Source organism: Sphingomonas benefaciens, assembly GCF_052907485.1.
Window position 1 is genome coordinate 351,934 of sequence record NZ_JBREIC010000002.1, and the last position, 19,308, is coordinate 371,241.

Here is a 19,308-nt window from a genome sequence, read left to right on the forward strand (position 1 = left end):
CGTGCTGATCGTGACGCTTAGAAGCGAAGCGCCAGCGTGACACGCCCGTAACGGGGCGCCTGATACTGGGTCGGCAGCTTATAATTGTTCGCCGCCGAAAGCGTCGAGTCGTCGACGCCGCCGAATTCGTTGCGCTTCAGCACCGCCTTGGAGTTCAGGACGTTGAAGACCTCGAAGCGCAGCGAGCCGTTGATCGCATCGGTCGGCAGGACCAACTGCGCGGTCAGATCGAGGCTGGTCTGCCAGTCGGACTGGAAGGCTGAGCCGCGCTGCACCAGCACGATTGGATTGGAGTTGCTGACCGAGCCGTTGGCGTAACGGCAATAGTTACCGGCAACGCCATAGGCGGCTGCGTACGGGTCGATGCTAGTCGGCACGACACCGATACAACCGAACTTACGCGGCGACACCACCTGCAGGTTAGCACCGACCGAGAAGAAGTCGGAGATCGCGTACGACCCATACAGCTTGATGTTATGGCGGTGATGGTTCGGCAGATAACCGTATGCGCCATAGGTGAAGCCGGGCTGGTCGAAGTCCTGGGTCAGGCCCGTATCGGCCTGACCGATGTCGGACTTCACGCCGCCTTCGTAGTTACCGACGTTCGATGCCAGCGTGTACGAACCCGAGATGCTCCACTTGCCGTCGAACTCACGATCAACAGTGAAGGTCATCGCCTTGTAGGTGCGCGTCGCCTTCGGGTAGCCGAGCAGTGCCGGGGTCAACGTCGCCTTGGTGCCGTCGAGCAGCGTGACATCGAGCGACTCGCCCGGATTGTTCAGCACGTACTGGCTGAACCCCGAGTAGAGGCCGGCGCAGCCGAGATTGTTGGCGTTGCAGTATTTGATCGCCGCCTGGTCGATCGCGGAATCTTCCAGCGCGCGGTTCAGGTTGCGATACGTGAAGAAGGTACCGAACTTCCAATACTGACCGAGACGGAATTCACCGCCGAGGATGTATTCGTCCACCGACTGCGGCTTCAGATTGGTACCGACCGTCGTATCTGTGGACGGCACGACACCATTGCCGGTGATGCTGCAGTTGCGGTTCGTGTTACGGATGCAGAGCGAGCGCGTGTTGATCGGCGCGCCGAGGATCGGCTGACCGTTTGCACCGATGCCGCTGAGCAGGAAGTAGTCCGACACGTCGTATTGCGCGCCCGCCAAGCGGATGTTCGTATTCGCTGCGATCGGCAGGAAGTAGCGGCCGAACGAACCATAGATTTTGCTGCGGCCGTTACCGATCGGATCGAAGGTGAAGCCGAGACGCGGCCCCCACTGATTGCCCGACTTGTAGAAGGTCGTGCCGACGGGGTTCTTGTTCTCGAAGCGATCGTTGCGGATGCCGAGGTTCAACGATAGGCGGTTGCCGAACAGCGACCACTGATCTTCAGCATAATAAGCGGTGTTTTCGGACGTGAACGAGCCACCGTTCTCAAACTGGCGGCGAATGACGTAATCGCCCAGCGTCGCCGAGCTATAGATGCGATAATATGCGCCGCCGGTATAGTTTGTGGTGCCGATCGTGGTCAGGTTCTCACGATCGTAACCGAAGCGGAAGTGATGCGACCCGAGGAACTTGGCATAGATGTCCACGTCGCCGCGATAGAATTCGCGCTTGTCCTCGTTGCGCGTTTGCGTCGTGACGGCATTCGATCCCGGGACCAGAACACCCGCCGCATTGTTCACGCCGGGCGTACCGGAGCGATAGTCGATCGCCGTCGCAAGGTTCGGTGTGCTGGAGATCGTGTTCTGACGGTCGTTGCTGCGGCCATAAGCGGCCGATACGGTCAGCCACTTTGCGAACGTGCCGGTATAGCGACCGACGTAATTGTCGCCGCCATATTGGCTGATGTTGTTCGACTGATAAGCACCGATACGGTTCGTGGTCGGATCGTAGGTCGAATAGACGTTGGTCGATTCACCGGTGGTACGGAAATAGGTGAATTCGAGCCGCTGCCCGTCGGTGATGATCGCGTCGACCTTGCCAGCGAAGAAAGGCGAAGTGGTCTTCGTGTCGGTGAATGTCTTGCTGATCAGGCCGCCCGAGCCCGACTTGACGTAGCGGTTCTCATAAAGGCCGTAAAAGAACAGGTGATCCTTGATGATCGGACCCGACAGATAGAAGTCGGCGCGCGTGTCTTCCGAATAAGCCGAATCGTTGTCGGCAGTTTGGGTGTTCGGCGACGTGTCGCGCAGATCGCGGGGTGCCCAGATGAACAGCGCGCCGGCGTGGAAGGTGTTCGAACCCGACTTGGTCGTCGCGTTGACGAAGCCGCCGGTCGCACGACCGAATTCCGCCGGATAGCCGCCGTTCTTGACATCGACCGTATCGTAGAATTCGAACGGCACGGCATTGGCGCCGAGGAAGTTGCGGAAGTTGGTGATGTTCAGGCCGTTGACGAAGAACTGATTCTCGCCGACCGACGAACCCGAGACCGACGCCAGATTGCCGAACGCGGAATCGCCCTGCGCGGTGCCCGGCGACAGCTGGATGATCGAGTTGATGTCGCGCGCGACGGGAACGCGGTTGGCGAGGTCGGACACGTTAATGACCGCACCGGTCGTCGTCTGGTTGAAGTCGGCGACGCGCTGGCGACCGGCAGTGACGACGATATCGCCCGAATTGGCCGCGGAACCCGCGCTGGCCAGCGTGAACTGGTTGGCGGCGCCCGACTGCGTCAGCGGAATGGCGGCTTCGGTATAGGTGTCATAGCCATCGGCCGTAATTGTGAAGGTGTACGTACCGGCAGGGATCTGCGGCACTTGGAAGCCGCCGTTGGCGTCGGTGGTGACGGTGCGGCTGAAGCCCTGCCGATCCGACCGCAGTTCGACGGTCGCATTGGCGATCGGCCGCCCCTCGGTCGACTGCACGCGGCCCGATGCGGTGACGTTGGTGTAATCCTGCGCAGTGGCCGGAGCGGCCAGCGCAACCAGCCCGACGCCGGCGCCCATCAGCGCCAGCGCCTGGAACGCCGTGCCGGCGCGCAACGCGCGGCGCGCGAAGTTCAAAGTTTCGATCATGTGTTTCCCTCGCTTGGCCCGAGGGGGTGTGTCGGCCCGCTTATACGGTGCCGCCCCCGGGCTGTGCCAAGCCCCCTTTAAGCTGCTGACGCAGCCCCCAAGAGACATGACCCGGAAGAAAGCAGACCTGCGTCGGCACTGTAAAGGTGGCGTTCATCGGAACATGAAGCTTTCATGACCAATGTGCCGAAAAAGCCACACAACGGCAGGCTTTGGCCGGTTTCGCGACGCAAAATTGCTAGTTTGCTGAGCAGACACAGCAAAAATGCTGCATCCGCGTGCAGACGTTATCGCGTCGTCATCGGGCCGGCGACCAGCATCGGGTCGAGCCGTGCGTCCAGCCAGCGTAAGCCCCAATGCAGGTGTGGCCCCGTCGCGCGTCCCGTAGCGCCGACCTCGCCAATCACCTGCCCCTGCCGCACGGTGTCGCCGACACCCACGTCGATCCGCGATAGATGCAGGAAGGCGCTGGAAAGGCCCATGCCGTGGTCGACCATCAGCAGATGGCCTTCCAGCGTAAAGGGCGTTTCGGCGGCGAGCACCACCACCCCGTCCGCCGGCGCCCGGACCGGCGTCCCGGTCGGCAGCGCGACGTCGGTGCCGCCATGGTAGCTGCCCGGCTCGCCGCGATAGACACGCTGCGCCCCGAACAGACCGGAGATGCGTCCGGTCGCCGGCCAGAGGAAGCGTTGGCGCCAGCCTTGCGCATCGGTGCGACGATGCCGCGCGGCGTCGATCTGGGCGAGTTCGGGCGGGCGCAATTGCGCAAAGACGGGATCGGGGGCGGGGAAGCGTGGCAGCGTATCGAGCCGCTCGATCCGCCACGCGCGCGGCGCGACGGCGATATGCTGGCTGACGCTGCGACCGTCGGCAAGGGTCGCGGTCAGCACCGCATCGGGACCGGCATCGCGATCGAAGCCGATCAGGCCGTCACGCCCAGCGAGCGGCACCGCTACGCCATCCAGAGTCAGTGTCGTCGTGCCGATCGGCGCAAAGATATGGATCAGGCCGCCCTGGCTCGCGGTACCGCTCCAGCGGAACACCGCATCTGCGGCTTGGCCGGCGACCGGTTCTGCCTGCCGCGCCAAGGTCGGCGCGGCGGCCAGCGCGAGCAGCGCCGCGGCGGCCCACCGCCTCATTGCGGGCGCAGGGCCTCGCTCGCCTGGTCGGCGCCGGCATAGGCCTCCTGCCGCGTCACGCTCCAATAGCGCAGTAGGTCGAGCGGGATACGCGCGCCGGTCACCGCGCAGGTGACATGGTCGCCGGGGCTGAGCACACGGAAGCCGTTGGCCATATAGTGCAGCCGCGCAGGCCGGTCGGAATTGGAAACGAGCATGCGAGATCCTGTCAGAGCAGCGTCGGCTGATCGGGCTTGGCGGCAACATAGGGGCGCGCCCGCTTCGCCTCAACCTTGCCGGTCGGCACGGGCGGGCCGTCGACCACGACGTCGAGCGGGGCGTCGCGGAAGCGCAGCGTCAGCGCCCCCGCCTCGCGCGCCGCGGCGGCGCTGATCAGCGTATCGCCGGTCCGCGTCGTCACCCGTGCATAGCCGCGATCGAGCACCGCGTCGGGATTGAGCGACGCCGCCAGCCGCCAGGTCGCCGCCAGCCGATCGCGCTGTCGCTCCCATTGCCGCTGCAGCAGCGCCGGGCGTACCGCGCCCCCCGCCCGGTCGAGCTGGCTGCGGGCGCTGGCGACGCGCCGCTCGAGGCCGCGGTCGAGCCGCTGCCCGGCCTCGTCGGCGCGTTGGCGCTGCGGACCGAGCAGCGCGTCGCGCTTCGGCAACAATCGCGCCATCGCCGTCAGTCGTTCGCGCCCGCGCTCGACATACCGGCTGGCGCAACGCAGCGTCCGCGCGGCATGGCTCTGCACCGTCAGGCGCAGGTCGGCGAGCACCGGCACGGCCAGCTCCGCCGCCGCGGTCGGCGTCGGCGCGCGCAGGTCGGCGGCATAATCGCACAGGCTGGTGTCGGTCTCGTGCCCGACCGCGGAAATGATCGGGATGGTGCAGGCGGCAACCGCCCGCACGACCGCCTCCTCGTTGAACGCCCACAAATCCTCGATCGAACCGCCGCCGCGGGCGACGATGACGAGATCGGGCCGCGGCACCGGCCCGTCCGCCGGCAGGGCGTCGAAGCCGCGAATCGCGGCTGCGACCTCGTCGGCCGCGCCCTGACCCTGCACCTTGACCGGCCAGACGATGACGTGCGTCGGGCAACGGTCCTCCAGCCGGTGGAGGATGTCGCGGATCACCGCGCCGGTTGGCGAGGTGACGACGCCGATCGTACGCGGCAGATAGGGCAGGCGCCGCTTGCGCGCCGGATCGAACAGCCCCTCGCCGGCGAGGCTGGCCTTCAGCTTTTCGAACAGCGCCATCAGCGCGCCGGCGCCCGCCAGCTCCATCCGTTCGATGACGATCTGATATTTCGACCGGCCAGGATAGGTGGTCAGCTTGCCCGTCGCGATCACCTCGACGCCGTCCTGCGGCGCGAAGGCCAGGCCGGCCATTTGCCCCTTCCACATCACGCCGTCGATCACCGCCTGATCGTCCTTGAGGCAGAGATAGGCATGGCCCGAGGCGGCGCGCTTGTAGCCGGAAATCTCGCCGCGCAGCCGGACATGGCCAAATTCGCCCTCGACCATGCGCTTGAGCTTGAAGCTGAGCTCGCCGACCGACAGCGCGAGCGCGTTGTCGCCGGGGCGCGGCTCGGCTAGCAGCCGCGGATCGTCATCGAGAAAGGGATCGGGCATGAACGTCCTGTTGGTCGGCTCCGGCGGCCGCGAACACGCATTGGCGTGGAGGCTGGCACAGTCGCCGACCCTCGATACGCTCTACGCCACGCCTGGCAACCCCGGCATCGCGCAGCATGCGACCTGCGTCGCCCTTGATGCGACGGATCACGGGCACGTCGTTGCGTTCGTGCGCGATCATGCGATCGGCCTGGTCATCATCGGTCCCGAGGCGCCGCTCGTCGACGGCCTGGGCGACAGCCTGCGCGCGGCGGGCATAGCGGTATTCGGCCCCAACAAGGCGGCGGCGCAGCTGGAGGGATCCAAGGGGTTCACTAAGGATCTGTGCCGCCGCGCCGACATCCCGACCGCCGGCTATGTCCGCGTCGGCAATCGCGCCGAGGCGGAGGCCGCGCTGGCCACGACGTTCGGCTATCCGGTCGTGATCAAGGCGGACGGCCTCGCCGCGGGCAAGGGCGTGGTGATCGCCACCAGCGAGGCGGAGGCGACGGCGGCGTTCGACGCGATGTTCGCGGCCGGCGACGCCCCGGTGGTGATCGAGGAATTCCTGACCGGCGAGGAGGCGAGTCTGTTCGTGCTGACCGACGGCACGACGCTGATGCCGTTCGGCAGCGCACAGGATCACAAGCGCGTCGGCGAGGGCGACACCGGCCCCAACACCGGCGGCATGGGTGCCTACAGCCCCGCCCCGGTACTATCCCCCGCGCTGGAACGCCGCGCGATCGACGAGATCGTCGCGCCGACGATCAGGACGATGGCGGCGGACGGCATGCCGTTCAGCGGCGTGCTCTACGCCGGGCTGATGCTGACGCCGACCGGGCCGAAGCTGATCGAATATAATGCGCGGTTCGGCGATCCCGAATGCCAGGTGCTGATGCTGCGGTTCCGCGGCGACCTCGTCGCCCTGTTGCTCGCCGTGGCGGAGGGGCGGCTGGATACGGCCGCGCCTGCGGCGTTCACCGACGATGTCGCGATGACGGTGGTGTTGGCCGCGCGCGGCTATCCGGGAACGCCCGCCGCGGGTGGCACGATCGCGGGGATCGACGCGGCGGAGGCGATGGGCGCGACGGTTTTCCAGGCCGGCACGCGCCAGGACGGCGACCGTCTCGTCGCCGCCGGCGGCCGGGTGCTCGCCGTCACCGCGGCGGGGCCGGACATCCGCGCCGCGCGCGACGCCGCCTATCGAGGGGTCGATGCGATCCGCTTTCCCGACGGCTTCTGCCGCCGCGACATCGGCTGGCGGGAACTGGCGCGCTGACCGACCGTCTTGCGACGACAATCTTTGCCGACCGACGCAGCGACGTTAGGATGATCGCATGAACGACAGCGCCACTTCGGCTCCCGGCAGCAGCCTGTTGCCCGACACTACCACGCTTTTCACCACCGCCCATCTGGTGGTGATCGGCATCTTCGCGCTCCTGGCGATCCTTGGCCTGGTCTGGGGGGCTCGACTGAAGGCACGGCGCAAGGCCGCCGAGCGGCAGATCGTCGCGCATAACGAGGAGGTGCGTCGCGACACGCCCGCGGCGACGGCAACAACCGAACCGTCCGCGTCGGCCGCGACGCATCAGGACGTCGAAATGCCCGCGACGATCCAGCCTCCAATACGTCCGGCGCCCCCCCCGGCGGATGGCGATCCCGCCGCGACGCAGCCGCTCGCCGACGAACCGATCGCCGCCAATGCCCCCCTCACCGCCGGGCCGCAGCAGGAAGCCATCTCGGCGCCGTCGACAGACAGCGCCAGCGACCCTGCCGATGCGCCGGTAACACAGTTGAAGGGCCTCGGCCCCAAAGTCGCGACGCGGCTTGCCGAACTCGGCATCACCCGCGTCGGTCAGTTGGCGGTGCTGAGCGATGACGAGGCTGCGGCGCTGGATGCGGAACTCGGCACCTTCCGCGGCCGACTGAGCCGTGACCGCTGGGTCGAACAGGCGCGGCTGCTCGCGGCCGGCGACGTGAAGGGTTTCGAGGCGGTCTTCGGCCGACTGTGAGCCGCACTTTCCCATTGCTTGCCGCGGCGGCGGCAGCGTTCACCGGCGTTGCCGTCATGGCCGCTCGTGCAGAGACGGGCGCCGTGGCCCGCCCAGCCGCGATCGTGCTGAGCGAGTTCATCGACCCGGCCCCTCCCTATCCGCAGGCGCATGCCTCGACGATCGTCGAGCTGGCCGATGGTGCGCTCGCCGCCGCCTGGTTCGGCGGCAGCGGCGAGGGCCGACCGGACGTCACCATCTGGTTCGCGCGCCGCGATCCGCGCCATGGCTGGGCGCGGCCGATCGTAGTCGCCGACGGCGTCACGCCGGGCCAGCCCCGTTACCCGACCTGGAATCCCGTATTGTTCCAATCGCCGGGCGGCCCGCTGTTGCTGTTCTACAAGGTCGGACCGAATCCGCGCGAATGGTGGGGCATGGTCCGCCGCTCCACTGACGGGGGACGCCATTGGGGTACGGGCGAACGGCTGCCCGACGGCATCCTTGGCCCCATCAAGAACAAGATGGCGGTCGCGTCCGACGGCGCCTGGATCGCGCCGTCCAGCCGCGAGGAGGGCACGCCCGAACGCAATCGTTGGTTCGTCCGCATGGAACGCTCAACTGACCGCGGGATTCACTGGACAGCGCTGCCGCCGATCGCGTCGCCGATGGGGATCGAGGCGATCCAACCGAGCGTGCTGCACTATCCGGACGGGCGGCTGGAGATCGTCGCACGCACCCGCCAGGGCGCGCTGGCGATGAGCTGGTCGCGCGACGCGGGACGCAGCTGGTCGCCGCTCGCCGCCATCGACCTGCCCAACCCCAATGCCGGCACCGATGCGGTGACGCTGGCGGACGGGCGACAGCTGATCGTTTACAATCACGCTGGTCATTGGCCCGACCGGCCCGGCGACGGCCCGCGTTGGCCGCTCAACGTCGCGCTGTCCGACGACGGCGTGCGCTGGCGCCCCGTACTGACGCTCGAATCGGCGCCGATGCCCGACGGCTATGCCTATCCCGCGGTGATCCAGACCCACGACGGGCTGGTCCATGTCACCTACACCTGGAATCGGACGCGCATCCGCCACGTCGTCATCGACCCGCGGCGGTTGAAGTAGACGGTTCCGCCCCGGCAGGACCAGATCAGACCTGGCTGACGAGCAGCTTGTCGATCCGGCGGCCGTCGAGGTCGACGACCTCAAACCGCCAGCCCTGTTCCTCGAAATGCTCGCCCTCGCCCGGTAGATGGCGGAAGGCGGCCAGGGCGAAGCCGGCCATGGTCGCATAGTCGCGGTCTTCGGGCAGGTCGATGCCGAGCCGTTCGGCCAAGGCATCGGCCGCCATCGTGCCGGCGACCAGCAACGAGCCATCGTCTCGCTCGACCAACGACGGCGCGTCGTCGGGATCGGCGTCCGAGACGAATTCGCCGGCGATCGCTGCCAGCAGGTCGGATGGGGTGACGATCCCTTCGAAATGGCCGTATTCGTCGTGAATCAGTGCCATCGGCACCTCGGCCTGGCGCAGTTCGATCAGCGCGTCCATCGCATCGATCCGGTCGATCACCACCGGCGCTTTGCGCATTAGCTGTGCCAGATCGAGCGGCTTGCCGAGGAACAGGGCGCCGGCGATGTCGCGGGCTTGAACCACGCCGACCACCGCGTCGATCGACCCCTCCGCCACCGGCAGCCGGGTATGCGGGGACGCCAGCAGCGCGTCGCGCACCTCGTCGGCACTGGCGTTGACGTCGAGCCAGTCGACCTCGGTGCGCGGTGTCATCACCTCGCGCACCGGCCGGTCGGCAAGACGGACGACACCGGAGATGATCGTGCGCTCATGCTCCTCGATCACGCCGGACTTGGATGCTTCCGCGACGATCAGATGCAGCTCCTCGGCAGTCACCTGGTCTTCCGATTCGCGATTGAGGCCGATCAGGCGAAAGACCAGCGCGCTCGACGAATCGAGCAGCCAGACCAGCGGCGCGCAGCCGATCGCGATCCAGCGCATCGGCACCGCGACCAGCGCCGCAACCGTTTCCGGCTTGCGCAGGGCGAATTGCTTGGGAACGAGTTCGCCGATGATCAACGAGGCATAGGTCGTCAGGCCGATGACCAGCGCAAAGCCGGCGGTCTCCGCGCTATGCTGTGACAGGCCCAGGGCCTGTAGCCGTGCCGCGGTCGGCCCGCCGAGGCTGGATCCCGAATAAGCGCCGGCGAGGATGCCGATCAGGGTGATGCCGATCTGCACCGTCGACAGGAACTTGCCGGGATCGGCGGCCAGCGTCACCGCGGTCGCGGCGCCGCTGCGCCCGCTGCGCGCCATCGCCTCCAGCCGCGCCTTGCGCGACGAGACGATCGCCAGCTCGCTCATCGCGAAGACGCCATTGAGGGCGACCAGCGCGAGGATGATGAGGACGTCGATCCAGGGGAAGGGCGGGAGCGGAGCCATCGGCGTGTCGACGCTCTTTGCCCGACATCGGCGACAACGACAATGGCCTGCGTCCAGTGCAGGCCGGAAAGCTTGCGTGCCACGGCGGTCGCGTCATGGCCGGTTCAGATCGCAGGCGGAACAAGCCGCTTCGGACCTGTGTTCTTAGGACCGATCAGGAAAGGGACGATATGAAGAGCAACATCCTCGCCGCCGCCGCGCTGACCGCACTGGTCGCGACCAGCGCCTGCACCACCGACCCGGAAACGGGCGAGCGGCGCCTGTCGAAGACGGCGATCGGCGGGATCGGCGGCGCGCTGGGCGGCTATGTGCTCGGCGACCTCGTCGGCGGGCGGCGCGACCGCACCGAGAAGATCCTCGGCGCCGGAATCGGCGGCCTCGCCGGCGCGGGCATCGGCGCCTATATGGACAAGCAGGAGCGCGACCTGCGGGCGCGGACACGCGGCACCGACGTGCAGGTGGTGCGCGAGGGCGACAATCTGCTGCTCAACATCCCGTCGGGCATCACCTTCGCCTATGACAGCGCGGCGGTGCAGCCGCAGTTCCAGCGGACGCTGGACCAGGTCGCCGATACGTTGGCCCAGTACAACCAGACCTATATCGACGTGTACGGCCACACCGATTCGACCGGCTCCGACGCCTACAACCAGCAATTGTCGGAACGCCGTGCGGTCGCCGTTGCCGATTATCTATCGAGCCGCGGCGTCCAGCCGGCGCGTATCGGCACGCGCGGCTTCGGCGAGAGCCAGCCGATCGCGTCGAACGACACCGATGCCGGCCGCGCGGCGAATCGCCGGGTCGAGATCAAGATCGTGCCGATCAATCAGAGCGACCTGCGCCAGTAAGCGGTGACTTATCCCTAGCCCCCTCCCACCGGCGGGAGGGAGCCGACGCTAGCGCCGCGCGGCGAAGAAATCGCGCAACAGCGTCGCCGCCTCGCCCTCGCCGATCCCGGCATAGACGTCGGGACGGTGGTGGCAGGTCGGCTGGCCGAACAGACGCGGGCCGTGTTCGACCGCCCCGCCCTTGGGATCGCTTGCCGCATAATAGAGGCGACCGATGCGGGCATGGGCGATCGCGCCAGCGCACATCGCGCACGGCTCCAACGTCACCCACAATTCCGCCTGTTCGAGGCGATCCCGGCCCAGGGTCGCCGCCGCGGCGCGAATCACGCGCATCTCCGCATGCGCCGTTGGGTCGGAGAGGGCTCGCGGCGCGTTTGCTGCGACCGCGATCACCGCGTCCTGCCAGACCAGCGCCGCGCCGACCGGCACCTCCCCCTGATTCGCCGCCTCGCGGGCGGCATCGAGCGCCTGGCGCATCGGGGGCGGCAACGGGATCATGGTTCCGCCGCTGTGCCGCCCCGATAGGCGGGGGTAAAGATCAGTTCGCCGGCTTCTGGACGTCGACGGTCGGAACGGCGACGGTCTTGTTCTCGGTACCGACGCTGACCCGCGCGACGTCCGCCTTGAACTGCGGCGCCTGGACCACGGCCGGGCGGGTCTGGTCGATGTTGATGAAGCCGAAGTACATCAGTGCGATCACCACCAGCGCGATGATCCCGACCAGAGCGAGCAACGTACGCATTCCGGCACCCCTTCCCTAAAATGGTTCACGGGCGTAACAACGAGTCCATCCGACGCCGGTTGCATCGCACGTCACCATGACAGCGACGCGACGGCCAGGTTGACGAAATGCCCATCAACCGCTATCGGCGCCGACTTTCCGGGCAACCGGAACCCGAAGCGAAATTCAGGATCAAAGCGATGTCGCGCATTTGCGAGCTGACCGGCAAGGGCCGGCAGGTGGGTCACAACGTTTCCCACGCCAACAACAAGACCAAGCGGACGTTTCTGCCCAACCTGCAGAACGTGACGCTGATCTCGGACGCGCTGGAGAAGAGCGTGCGCCTGCGCGTCTCGACGCATGGCCTGCGTTCGGTCGAGCACAATGGCGGCCTCGACAACTGGCTGGTCAAGACCAATGATGACAAGCTGTCGCTGCGCTGCCGCCGTCTGAAGCGCGACATCGTCAAGAAGCTGTCCGCCGCTCAGGCGGCCTAAGCCTCCTTACGACCAACACGCCCGATCGGCCCGCCGTTCAACGTTGGAACGGTGGGCTGTCGGCGTTTGCGGCGTGCTCGACGGCTAGCGCGGATCGAGCCGGAACTTGAGCAGCAGCGTGCGCTGCAGCAGCGACTGATTGTCATCGGAGACGATCCAGATGATCGTCGCCCCGCCCTCGCGGCTCACCGCGATGCCTTCGAAATTGTCGTGGATCAGCGGCGCATCGAGATAGGCGAGCGTGCGACCCCGGGCGATCGCCCCGGCATGGATCTGCGCGGCGGATATCAGCGCCAGCCGATTGTGAAAGCGGTAGGGCAAACGGAAGTCGCGTTCGAGCACCAACAGGTCGCCGTTGGGCAGCGCGGTGGCATCGGCCGGATCGAACCTCCCCTCCGGTGCATAGGCGAAGAAGGACGGCGCACTGTCAAGCGTCGGATCGCCGGCGAAGATCAACGCATCGCGGGTGCGCAGCCGGTCGCGACGCGAACCATGCCAGCGACTCGGCGGCACATGCCCGGTCTCGCTGATCGTGACGAATCGGCCGTCGGGTAGGCGGGCGAGCGATTCGGGACCACCGTTGACCGGCCAATTCTTCATCGCCGGCGGGTTGCGCCAGCGCTCCGCGCGCGCGAAGCCAGGGGCATAGCGCCAGATCGCATTGTAATTCTCATATCCGATCCACGACCGGCCGGTCGCCGGATCGAGCACCAGCGATTCGGTGTCGCGGTCGCGCTTGTCCCAGCCGATGCCCGGACCGGCTGGCAGGTTGCGGAATGCCAGCGCCCGCGGGCGCCAGTCTCCCTCCATCGTGAAGGCGACGACATTGCCGCCGTCGCTGAGCAGGGTGAAACGGTCACCCACCACCGCCAGCGACGAATAGCCGCCGAACGCCGGATCGAGGCTGCGCAGGACGACACCGCCCAGATAGGTCAGCGCGCCGAGGCGGGTGCGGCTCGGATCACGCGGGTCGAGCGCGACCCGGCTCGCGATCAGCTTGGGACGGTCGCCGAGCAAGGCCAGCCGCGGCTCGCCGGTCCAGCCGGGTACGACCAGCGATACCGCCAGGATCACGAACAGGATGCGTACCGCCGCCCTCATAGGCCAGCCTCATAGGCAGCCGGGCGCGGGGCGAAAGCCTGAACGCGCGATAACGCACGCATTCAGGGTCGGCTCAACGCGAATCAGGCAAAAGCGCATCATCGACGACGGAATGGCGCCTTGGCCCGACCCGCCGCCGAAGTCGAAACGAACACGGGAGAAGACCCATGCTGAAGACCCTGAGCCTCGCCGCTGCCGCGCTGACCATGACCGCCGGCGCGATCGTTCCCGCCGTCCCCGCTGCCGCGCAGCGCTACTATGGCGACCGTTATTACGACCGCGGCTATGGCGACAACCGCGGCTATTATCAGGACCGCGTCTATCGCGGCGACCGCGGCTATTATCGCGATCGGGGCGACCGTCGCTGCAACAGCGGCACGACCGGCACCATCGTCGGCGCGATCGCCGGCGGCCTGCTCGGTCGCACGATCGATACCCGCGGTGACCGCACCCTCGGCACGGTGCTCGGCGCCGGTGCCGGTGCCCTCGCCGGCCGCGCGGTCGAGCGCTCGGATCGTCCCGGATACTGCCGCTGAACCGGCAGTCAAAGTCTCCCGCGTAGCGTAACGGGGGCGGGGGTCGGCTCGCGAGAGCCGGCCCCTTTGTGTGACGGCGGTGCCGCCGTCAGTACATGTGCTGGCCGCCGTTGATGCTGAGCGTCGACCCGGTGACGAAGCCTGCCTCTTCCGAGCAGAGGAAGGCGACGCCGCGCGCGATTTCACTGGCCTGACCGAGCCGGCCGACCGGAATACGCGCGACGATCTTTTCCAGCACGTCGCCCGGCACCGCAGCGACCATGTCGGTGTCGATATAGCCCGGCGCGATCGCGTTGACCGTCACGCCGAACCTCGCGCCCTCCTGCGCCAGCGCCTTGGTGAAGCCGTGGATGCCCGATTTGGCAGCGGCGTAATTGACCTGGCCGTACTGCCCGGCCTGACCGTTGATCGAGCCGATGTTGACGATCCGCCCCCATTTGCGCTCGCGCATGCCGGCGAACACCGCCTTGGCCATGTTGAAGCAGCCGCCGAGATTGGTGTCGATCACCTCTTTCCACGCTTGATAGTCCATCTTCAGGATCGTGCCGTCACGGGTGATGCCGGCGTTGTTGACGACGATGTCGATTGGGCCGACCTCTGCCGCGACGCGCGCGCAGCCGTCCTGGCAGGCGTCGTAGTCGGCGACGTCCCAGCGATAGGCGGCGATGCCGGTGCGATCGGTGAAGGCCTTGGCGCGCTCCTCGTTGCCCGCATAATTGGCGACGACGGTCGCGCCGGCGTCCTTGAGCGCCAGGCTGATCGCCTCGCCGATCCCGCGCGTTCCACCCGTGACGATCGCCACCCGTGCCATCAGAACCTCTCCCGTATCGGTGCTATCCTGACGCTACGGCCGCCGTCGCCAAACGGCAATGGCGCGGGCCGTAACTTTCGATGTCCGACGCGAGGTTTACGCCCAGCCCATCAATTCGCGGGCGAGCAGCGCCTGCAGCATCGCCAGGCCGACCGCGCTGTCGTTGAGGCAGGGCAGATAGGCGAAGCGCTCGCCGCCCGCCGCCTCGAAGCTCTCGCGGCCGCGGATCGCCAATTCCTCCAGCGTCTCGATGCAATCGGCGGAGAAGCCCGGCGCGACCACCGCGACCCGCCTCACGCCCTTGCCAGGCAGCGCCGACAGCGTCTCGTCGGTCGCCGGCCCGAGCCACTTGGCGCGGCCGAAGCGCGACTGGAAGGCGACGACCACCTCGCGCCCCAGCGCCGCGCCGAGCAGCCGACCGGTCTTCTGGCAATGGCAATGATAGGGATCGCCGAGCTCCAGCGTCCGCTGCGGCATGCCGTGGAAGCTGACCAGCAGCGCGTCCGGCGTGAAGTCGAGGGCGGCGAGCTGCGCCTCGACCGACGCCTTGAGCGCGTCGATATAGGCGGGGTCGTCATAATAGGGCGGCAGCGTCCGGATCGCCGGCTGCCAGCGCATCGCGGCGAGCGCGGCGAAGGCCTTGTCGTTGGCGGTGGCGGTCGTCGCGGCGCAATATTGCGGGTAGAGCGGGGCGAGCAGGATGCGCTCGCAGCCCTGCGCCTTGAGCGCGGCGAGCCGGTCGGCGATCGCCGGATTGCCGTAGCGCATCGCCCAATCGACGACGACGTTCGATCCGAACGCACCGGCCAGCCCGGCCGCCTGGGCGCGGGTGAGCGCTGCGAGCGGCGAGCCATCCTCGCGCCAGACCAGGCCGTAAGCGTGGGCGCTCTTCTTCGGCCGGGTGGTCAGGATGGCGCCGCGCAGGATCGGTTGCCAGAGCAGCTGCGGGATCTCCACCACCCGCGAATCCGACAGGAATTCCGCCAGATAGCGCTTCACCGACTTGGCGTCGGGGCCGTCGGGCGTACCGAGGTTGATCAGCAGCACGCCGACCTTGCGCGGCGGAATGGCGGGGTGGTCGGCGGGGGGCAGCATGACAGCGCCTATACGCGCCGGCGCGCGGCTTGATCCAGCGTCGCGGCGCTCAGGCGCTCAGGCGCGCAGCGGCAGGTGGCGCCAGCGCCGGCCGGTGGCGGAGAAGAGCGCATTGGCCACCGCCGGCGCGACCGGCGGCACCGCCAGCTCGGCGACGCCGCCCGCCTCTTCGTCGGAGCGGATCAGCTCGACGTTGATGTCCGGCGAATCGGCGAGCCGCGGCAGGCCAAGCGCACCGAGCCGGCGGTGCGTCGGCAGGCCGGCAGCGATCGGGCTCGACGCGCCGAGCGCCATCGCCAGCCCGTCGAGCAGCCCGCCCTCGATCTGCTGCAGCACCAGATCCGGGTTGACCATCCGCCCGCAGTCGACGGCGGCGACGAGCCGGCCGACGCGCGGCCGCCCTTCCGCCAGTTCCGCTTCCGCCAGCACCGCGACGAAGCTGCCCCGGAAGGCATGGCAGGCGATGCCCTGGCCGCTGCCCGGGCCGCCGCCGTCCCAGCCGCCCAGCGCCGCCACCGTCGACAGGCAGCGCGCCAGCCGCGCATTACCGCCGAGCATGCCGATCCGGTAGGACAGGGGTTCGGAATTGGCGGCGCGGGCGAGCTCGTCGAGGAAGCTCTCGGTGAAGAAGCAGGTGTAACCGTGGGCACCGCCGCGGACGTGGCCGATGCGCAGGGCGAGCTCGGCCGGATGATGGTCGATCGCCACCGCCGGGATCGCATAGGGCGGCATCGCGCCGGCCACCGCATAGCGATCGGCATGGCCCGCGCCGCTCGCCGCGGTGACAAAGCCCGACGGCAGCAGTCGCGCCGCCAGCGCGCGGCCGGTCGCCGGTGCAGCGATCTTCGCGCCCCAGGCGGCGATGGTGCCGTTCGCCGCCAGCCGCGCCGACAGCCTGGCGCGGGCCGGGGCGCGCATCGTGTCCTGCACGATCTCCTCGCCGCGCGACCAGCTGAGGCAGACCGGCCGCTTCAGCCGCATCGTCAGCAGCGCCGCCTGCTCCGCCACCCGCGGGTCGAAGGTCGCCGCGGAGCGCCCGCCGGCGAGCGTGACGTGGACGACCACCGCCCCCTCCGACAGGCCCGCCGCCCGCGCCGCCGCGGCGCGCGCCACCGCCGGCGCGCCGGTCGCCAGCCACAGTTCCAGCCGGCCGTCGCGATAGGCGGCGGTGGCGCTCGGCGTCTCCGGCGCGGCGTGGAGCGCGGGAGCGGCGGCATAATCGGCGGTGATCACGCCGCCCCCCTGCAGCCGGTCGCCGACCGTGCCGATCCGGCCGAGCGCCGCGCCGTGCCGCGCCAGCGCCGCGTCGAGCGCGGCGGCGATCCCGGCATCGTCGACCGCCGGCCCCGGCGTCGCGAAGCGTGGATGGATCGCGGCCAGCGCCCGCTCCGCCGCCCACCAGGTCGTCGCCGCGACCGCCACCCAGCGCGGATTCTCGACCACCGCCAGCACGCCGCGGATACGGTCCGCCGCGGCGCGATCGAGCCCGACCAGCCGGCTGTCGCCGATCGGCCCCTGGCGGATCGCGGCATGGACCATGTCGGGCAGGCGGATGTCGCCGGCGAAGCTGGCCGAGCCGTCGACCTTGGCGGGCACGTCGAGCCGCGGTACCGCCCGCCCCGCCAGCCGCCCCGCGCCCTGCACCCCGAGCGGCAGCGGTTCGGGCAGGCTCTCGGCCGCCGCCGCCGCGGCAAGCTCGGCGAAGCGCAGCCGCTGGGTACCGTGGCGGACGAAGCCGCCCTCGGCGACGCAATCGGACCAGGCGACGTTCCAGCGTGCCGCCGCCGCCTTGCACAGCAGCGCCCGCGCCGCCGCCCCCGCCTCGCGCGCGCCCTCCTCGAACATGCGGATCGAGGTCGAGCCGCCGGTCAGCATCAGCGTCGCGCGCTCGGCCAACGTGTCGCGCAGCCGTTGCGGGACGCGGTCGAACTGGCCCTCGAACAGCTCGGTCAGCGCGAGCGGATTGGCGTAGAGCGGGTTGAGCGGCGCCGGCTCGATTGCGATCGTCCGCCAGTCGGCGCCGAGCTCGTCGGCGACCAGCTGCGGCAGCGCGGTATAGACGCCCTGGCCGTGTTCGAGCTGCGGCACCGCGACGGTGACATGGCCGTCGTCGCCGATCTTCAGCCACGCGCCGAACAGGCTCTCGCCCGGCGCGGCGGCGAGATTGGGCTGGTAGCGGCGCGGCCACAGCGCCCAGGCGACGACGAGCCCGACGCCCGCGCCGCCGCCGACGATCACCCCGCGCCTGCTGATCACTGCCATGCCCGCGGCTCTACCGGTGTGCGGCGATGGTGGGAAGGCATTGCGGGAGCGGGGCTTTGCGGCGAGTCTTGACAGAATTGACGCCTGATACGGATGGATTCGATCCCAGTCACGAACGATTGTTCCGCGGAGGCTTGAAAAGTCTCGAAGGTCGCACCTCTACGCGAGGGCGCGACAGTAGAACTCTGGACGATCAAAAGAGCGGTCGAAATCAACTGAGTCTAGCGACGGCCCTGTTTGTAGGACAGCGATAATCGAGGAACGGCCGCGTCGCGATCGTGACGCCGCCCGTAGCATGCGGCCTCAGTCGGTTGCGCTTCGTCTGGCATGATCCTTCCCGTTTCCCTATCTCCGACCCGCAGTTTCGGTGAAACCCTATTCGGAACAGTTTACGGGAATCACGCCGCTGCGATCGTCCTGGCTAAGCCACGCTGCCGCGTTTCTCATCGGACTTTCCTTTGCGGGAAGCCTTAGACCAACGGTCCTGATAGGTTGGCAAGATGGACGGTCAGCCCCTCTCAGGCGGTCGCAGCACAAGCGGCGTGGTTCGGATCGGCGATACGGTGCGGCGTCCGATCATGCGTGAGGCGGCGTTCGGACATGCTTGCCTGCTCCACCTCGAAAGTATCGGCTTCCGCCATTCTCCCCGGTTCCAAGGCATAGATGATGCCGGCCGCGAGGTGCTATCGTTCATTCCCGGCGTCGTGCCCTCTGATTTGGGAGCATACTCAGACGATCAACTGACAGCAGCCGCCAAGCTGCTTCGCTGCTTTCACGATGCCACAGCTGACATGCCGGCGATCCGGGCGGGCGGGTTCGAGGTGGCCTGTCATAACGATTGGGCTCCGACGAACACCGTCTTCGTGGACGACATGCCAGCGGCGATGATCGACTTCGATACGGCACAGCCGGGGGAGAGGCTGTGGGATTTGGGGTACTCCGCTTTCACTTGGCTCGATCTAGGCAATGACGATCATGCCCCTGCCGAGCAGGTGCGCCGCCTTGGTCTGTTTGCAGCGGCTTACGGACATGCGGAATGTACCGTGCCGCGGATCGCCGCATATGCCCTGACGCGGCAGGCGGTGCTTGCCGCGTCCACCCGTGCGCGGGGGAAAGTCGAGATAGCAGAATGGGCGGCGTCCTGTGCCGATTGGACCGCTTTGAACATCGTGGAGCGAGTGATGCCTACCGGCTACTCGCGGTCATCGGGCAAGCAGCCTTTCCCGTTTTCCAATCGTTTCTAGGAAACAAGGC

At 68.1% G+C, this 19,308-nt stretch carries 18 protein-coding genes; 7 read left to right on the plus strand and 11 right to left on the minus strand.

Features of this window, described 5'->3' with window-relative positions; genetic code table 11:
- Positions 1 to 17: 17 nt before the first annotated feature.
- The 4 genes from ACU5AX_RS10050 to xseA all read right to left on the minus strand — a co-directional run bounded on the left by ACU5AX_RS10050 (position 18) and on the right by xseA (position 5,774).
- The gene (locus ACU5AX_RS10050; RefSeq protein WP_446690770.1) at positions 18 to 3,023 is read right to left on the minus strand and encodes a TonB-dependent receptor; all 3,006 of its coding nucleotides are present in this window, start codon (positions 3,021 to 3,023) and stop codon (positions 18 to 20) included.
- A gap of 287 nt (positions 3,024 to 3,310) precedes the next feature.
- A complete protein-coding gene (locus tag ACU5AX_RS10055) occupies positions 3,311 to 4,162 on the minus strand; it encodes a M23 family metallopeptidase (protein ID WP_446690771.1) in 852 nt (283 codons plus the stop codon).
- On the minus strand, positions 4,159 to 4,359 hold the full coding sequence (locus ACU5AX_RS10060) for a DUF2093 domain-containing protein (RefSeq protein WP_198353761.1): 201 nt from the start codon (positions 4,357 to 4,359) through the stop codon (positions 4,159 to 4,161). The genes ACU5AX_RS10055 and ACU5AX_RS10060 overlap by 4 nt, the downstream gene beginning before the upstream one ends.
- An 11-nt stretch (positions 4,360 to 4,370) precedes the next feature.
- Entirely contained in the window at positions 4,371 to 5,774 is a 1,404-nt protein-coding gene (gene xseA, locus ACU5AX_RS10065; RefSeq protein ID WP_446690772.1) for an exodeoxyribonuclease VII large subunit, read from the minus strand.
- Between xseA and purD the strand changes: the two genes are divergently transcribed.
- The 3 genes from purD to ACU5AX_RS10080 are packed head-to-tail and all read left to right on the plus strand — an operon-like array spanning position 5,773 to position 8,859.
- Positions 5,773 to 7,032 carry a phosphoribosylamine--glycine ligase gene (gene purD, locus ACU5AX_RS10070; RefSeq protein WP_446690773.1) on the plus strand — a complete coding sequence of 420 codons (1,260 nt, stop codon included), beginning with the start codon at positions 5,773 to 5,775 and terminating at the stop codon, positions 7,030 to 7,032. The two genes, xseA and purD, sit on opposite strands and share 2 nt — an antisense overlap.
- A gap of 58 nt (positions 7,033 to 7,090) precedes the next feature.
- Complete coding sequence (locus ACU5AX_RS10075; protein ID WP_446690774.1) at positions 7,091 to 7,765, plus strand: helix-hairpin-helix domain-containing protein; 675 nt, start codon at positions 7,091 to 7,093, stop codon at positions 7,763 to 7,765.
- On the plus strand, positions 7,762 to 8,859 hold the full coding sequence (locus ACU5AX_RS10080) for a sialidase family protein (protein WP_446690775.1): 1,098 nt from the start codon (positions 7,762 to 7,764) through the stop codon (positions 8,857 to 8,859). Before ACU5AX_RS10075 ends, ACU5AX_RS10080 begins: the two co-directional genes overlap by 4 nt.
- Positions 8,860 to 8,884: 25 nt before the next feature.
- Here ACU5AX_RS10080 and ACU5AX_RS10085 read toward each other — a convergent pair whose 3' ends face one another.
- Positions 8,885 to 10,186 (minus strand): hemolysin family protein, encoded by a 1,302-nt coding sequence (locus ACU5AX_RS10085; RefSeq protein WP_198353765.1) that lies wholly within the window; start codon positions 10,184 to 10,186, stop codon positions 8,885 to 8,887.
- Between the two features lie 170 nt (positions 10,187 to 10,356).
- Between ACU5AX_RS10085 and ACU5AX_RS10090 the strand changes: the two genes are divergently transcribed.
- On the plus strand, positions 10,357 to 11,031 hold the full coding sequence (locus ACU5AX_RS10090) for a YiaD family glycine zipper/OmpA-like lipoprotein (protein ID WP_198353766.1): 675 nt from the start codon (positions 10,357 to 10,359) through the stop codon (positions 11,029 to 11,031).
- 48 nt (positions 11,032 to 11,079) lie between these two features.
- Here ACU5AX_RS10090 and ACU5AX_RS10095 read toward each other — a convergent pair whose 3' ends face one another.
- The gene (locus tag ACU5AX_RS10095) at positions 11,080 to 11,508 is read right to left on the minus strand and encodes a nucleoside deaminase (RefSeq protein WP_446690950.1); all 429 of its coding nucleotides are present in this window, start codon (positions 11,506 to 11,508) and stop codon (positions 11,080 to 11,082) included.
- Positions 11,509 to 11,569: 61 nt separating this feature from the next.
- Positions 11,570 to 11,773 (minus strand): hypothetical protein, encoded by a 204-nt coding sequence (locus tag ACU5AX_RS10100; RefSeq protein ID WP_198353767.1) that lies wholly within the window; start codon positions 11,771 to 11,773, stop codon positions 11,570 to 11,572.
- 179 nt (positions 11,774 to 11,952) lie between these two features.
- Between ACU5AX_RS10100 and rpmB the strand changes: the two genes are divergently transcribed.
- Positions 11,953 to 12,249, plus strand: coding sequence for a 50S ribosomal protein L28 (rpmB, locus tag ACU5AX_RS10105; RefSeq protein ID WP_198354441.1), 297 nt, complete (start codon positions 11,953 to 11,955; stop codon positions 12,247 to 12,249).
- Positions 12,250 to 12,333: 84 nt separating this feature from the next.
- Here the strand turns inward: rpmB and ACU5AX_RS10110 are convergent, their stop codons facing one another.
- Positions 12,334 to 13,350 carry an esterase-like activity of phytase family protein gene (locus ACU5AX_RS10110; protein WP_446690776.1) on the minus strand — a complete coding sequence of 339 codons (1,017 nt, stop codon included), beginning with the start codon at positions 13,348 to 13,350 and terminating at the stop codon, positions 12,334 to 12,336.
- Between the two features lie 167 nt (positions 13,351 to 13,517).
- On the opposite strand from ACU5AX_RS10110, the gene ACU5AX_RS10115 reads away from it, so the two are divergent.
- Positions 13,518 to 13,886, plus strand: coding sequence for a glycine zipper 2TM domain-containing protein (locus ACU5AX_RS10115; protein WP_446690777.1), 369 nt, complete (start codon positions 13,518 to 13,520; stop codon positions 13,884 to 13,886).
- Between the two features lie 88 nt (positions 13,887 to 13,974).
- On the opposite strand, the gene phbB is transcribed toward ACU5AX_RS10115, so the two are convergent.
- From phbB to ACU5AX_RS10130, 3 genes are all read right to left on the minus strand, one after another.
- A complete protein-coding gene (gene phbB / locus ACU5AX_RS10120) occupies positions 13,975 to 14,697 on the minus strand; it encodes an acetoacetyl-CoA reductase (protein WP_198353770.1) in 723 nt (240 codons plus the stop codon).
- A 96-nt stretch (positions 14,698 to 14,793) separates the two neighbouring features.
- On the minus strand, positions 14,794 to 15,792 hold the full coding sequence (gene hemH / locus ACU5AX_RS10125) for a ferrochelatase (RefSeq protein ID WP_446690778.1): 999 nt from the start codon (positions 15,790 to 15,792) through the stop codon (positions 14,794 to 14,796).
- A gap of 57 nt (positions 15,793 to 15,849) precedes the next feature.
- A complete protein-coding gene (locus tag ACU5AX_RS10130) occupies positions 15,850 to 18,054 on the minus strand; it encodes a molybdopterin cofactor-binding domain-containing protein (protein ID WP_446690779.1) in 2,205 nt (734 codons plus the stop codon).
- Positions 18,055 to 18,554: 500 nt separating this feature from the next.
- Between ACU5AX_RS10130 and ACU5AX_RS10135 the strand changes: the two genes are divergently transcribed.
- Entirely contained in the window at positions 18,555 to 19,298 is a 744-nt protein-coding gene (locus ACU5AX_RS10135) for a phosphotransferase (RefSeq protein ID WP_446690780.1), read from the plus strand.
- Positions 19,299 to 19,308: the final 10 nt, after the last annotated feature.